This is a genomic window from Clavibacter sp. MX14-G9D (genome assembly GCF_032917815.1).
GTDB classification, from domain to species: Bacteria; Actinomycetota; Actinomycetes; order Actinomycetales; family Microbacteriaceae; genus Clavibacter; species Clavibacter michiganensis_K.
Genome location: NZ_JAVCVL010000310.1, coordinates 1 through 2,309 on the forward strand (window position 1 = coordinate 1; position 2,309 = coordinate 2,309).

Sequence of the window (2,309 nt, forward strand, 5' to 3'; positions counted from 1 at the left end):
TCGCGGTCGCCGCCGTGCTCGTCGTCGCCGCGGCCGTCATCGCCGGCCTGCCGGGCCTCCTCATCGCCCTCGGCGTGGTCGCGCTCATCGCCGGGCTCATCCCGCTCGTCCGCGGCGGCTCCGCATGGATCCCCGGCATCCGCAGCCGAGCGGCCGGCGGCGTCGCCGCGGGCCTCGCCCTCGTGCTGATCGCCGGCGGCGCGGTCGCCGCGACCCTGCCGACCCCCGAGGACACCGTCGCCGACCCCGACGCCCTCGAGATCTCGGACGCGCGCCCCGTCCCGGAGACCACGGACCTCGCGAACCCCCTGCCCGTCTCGGCGGACGGCCTGGTCGAGATGGTGGACGTGACGCGCATGCGCGCGGTCGACGCCGGGGACACGCTCGCCGCGTCCGGGTTCGGCATCGCGTTCGCCGACGCCGCGGGCAGCGCGCTCGTCCGCCAGGACGTGTGGATCGTCGCGCGCCAGGACCCTGCGGCCGGCACGCGCGTCGAGCCCGGATCCACCGTCACCCTCACGCTCTCCGCGCCCGCACCGGAGCGGATCGCCCTGCCGATCGTGCCCAAGGCGCCGGACATCCCGGCCCGTCCGGGCACCCGACCGGGCACGCAGCCCGGCTCGGGCGGCGGGAACGGCGGCGGCAGCACGGGCGGCGGCGGGAACACCGGCGGCGTCACGCCCCCGTCCCAGGAGCCGAGCACGCCGTCGGAACCTTCCCCGCAGCCCACGACGGACCCGACCGTGCCGCCCGTCCCCACGCCGGAACCGACCACGCCGACGCCCGTCGACCCGGTCCCCACCACCCCGCCGGTGGACCCGCCTGTCGATCCCCCCGTGGATCCGCCGGTGGACCCTCCCGTGGACCCCACGACGCCGCCCGAGGATCCCGGCACCGAGCCGTTCCCCGAGACGCCGCCCGCCGAGGCCTAGACCCCCGACGCGTCCGTCCGCGGGTCGGCGGCCGTCCCGGCGCCGCCCGCCCCGGACGTCCGCAGGTGCGCCCGCTGCCCGTCGCGGTCGAGGATCGTCAGGATCTCCGCCACGCCCCGGTGCGCCCCCATCCCGTGCGGCACCATGGTCGAGAACTCGGCGGCGTCGCCCTCCTCCACGAGGATGGTGCGCTCGCCCAGCTGCAGGCGCACCGTCCCCGAGAGCACCGTGAACCAGTCGCGACCGGGGTGCACGCCCAGCTGGTCGACGGGCACCGGCCGCGTCGGCGTCATGCGGATCTTCGCGACGAACACGCCGGAGTCCCCGCGTCCGCCGCGCGAGAGGATCCAGGTCGTGCGACCCGCCTCCGCGTCCTCCTGGGGGCGGATCACGACGTCGGCGTCGTCCCCGGACTCGATGAGCGCGTCGAGCGACGTCTCGAGCGCCTGCGCGATGGGCACGAGCTGGTCGAGCGCGATGCGACGGTGACCGGTCTCGATCCGGCTGAGCGTCGACGGGCTGAGGAAGCACCGGGCCGCGAGCACGTCGAGCGACCAGCCGCGCGACTCCCGGAGGCTCCGGATGCGCTGGCGGACGAGGGAGTCGAGGTCGGTCTCTTGCGTCATGGGCAAGATCGTATGCGTCACGAGCACGACTGCGCCACCCTGGGAGCATGCACCGCCACGACGCCCCCGCTCGCCCCGACGCCCCCGCTCACGCCCACCCCCGCCCGCACGGTCCCGCCGACGCGTCGCTCGCCGTCATGCTCGACCTCGATGCCCGCATCCTGCACGGCCACCTCCGCGAGCTGACCGCCTGGGTCCGCCGCCGGGCGCGCGACACCCCGGGCCGCCTCGTCGTCGACCTCGGCGCGGGGACCGGGACCGGCACGGTCGCGCTCGCCCGGCGCTTCGACCGGGCCGAGGTCGTCGCCGTCGACGCGAGCGACCCGATGCTCGCCCGCGTGGCGGAGCGCGCCGTGGTGGACGGGCTCGCGGACCGCATCCGGACGGTGCGGGCGGACCTCGACGAGGGCTGGCCCGCGCTCCCGCCGGCCGATGTGGTGTGGGCCTCGCTCATGCTGCACGAGGTGCGGGACCCGGCGCGGCTCCTCGCCCGGATCCGCGACGGCCTCGCCCCGGGCGGTCTCCTCGCCGTGGTCGAGATGGACGGGCCGCCGCGCTTCCTGCCGGACGACCTCGACCCGGCGCTCGGCCGCCCGGGTCTCGCGGCGCGCCTCGACGACGCCGTCACGCACGGCGGGACCGGCGGCCCGTCGCATCCCGACTGGGCGCCGTGGCTCCGCGACGCGGGGCTGGTCGACGTGGAGACGCGCGCGTTCCGCATCGACCCCGACCCCGCGGACCCGGTCGCCGC

General features: G+C 77.3%; 3 protein-coding genes. 2 read left to right on the forward strand and 1 reads right to left on the reverse strand.

Annotated elements, in window-relative coordinates; genetic code table 11:
* On the forward strand, positions 1–932 hold a 932-nt coding region (locus Q6969_RS15060), incomplete at its 5' end, for a PASTA domain-containing protein (RefSeq protein WP_317231170.1).
* Here Q6969_RS15060 and Q6969_RS15065 read toward each other — a convergent pair.
* Positions 929–1,558, reverse strand: coding sequence for an XRE family transcriptional regulator (locus Q6969_RS15065; protein WP_317231171.1), 630 nt, complete (start codon positions 1,556–1,558; stop codon positions 929–931). The genes Q6969_RS15060 and Q6969_RS15065 overlap by 4 nt on opposite strands.
* Positions 1,559–1,605: 47 nt before the next feature.
* Here Q6969_RS15065 and Q6969_RS15070 point away from each other — a divergent pair.
* Positions 1,606–2,309, forward strand: a 704-nt coding sequence (locus tag Q6969_RS15070; RefSeq protein ID WP_317231172.1) for a class I SAM-dependent methyltransferase, incomplete at its 3' end; no start/stop codon positions are given.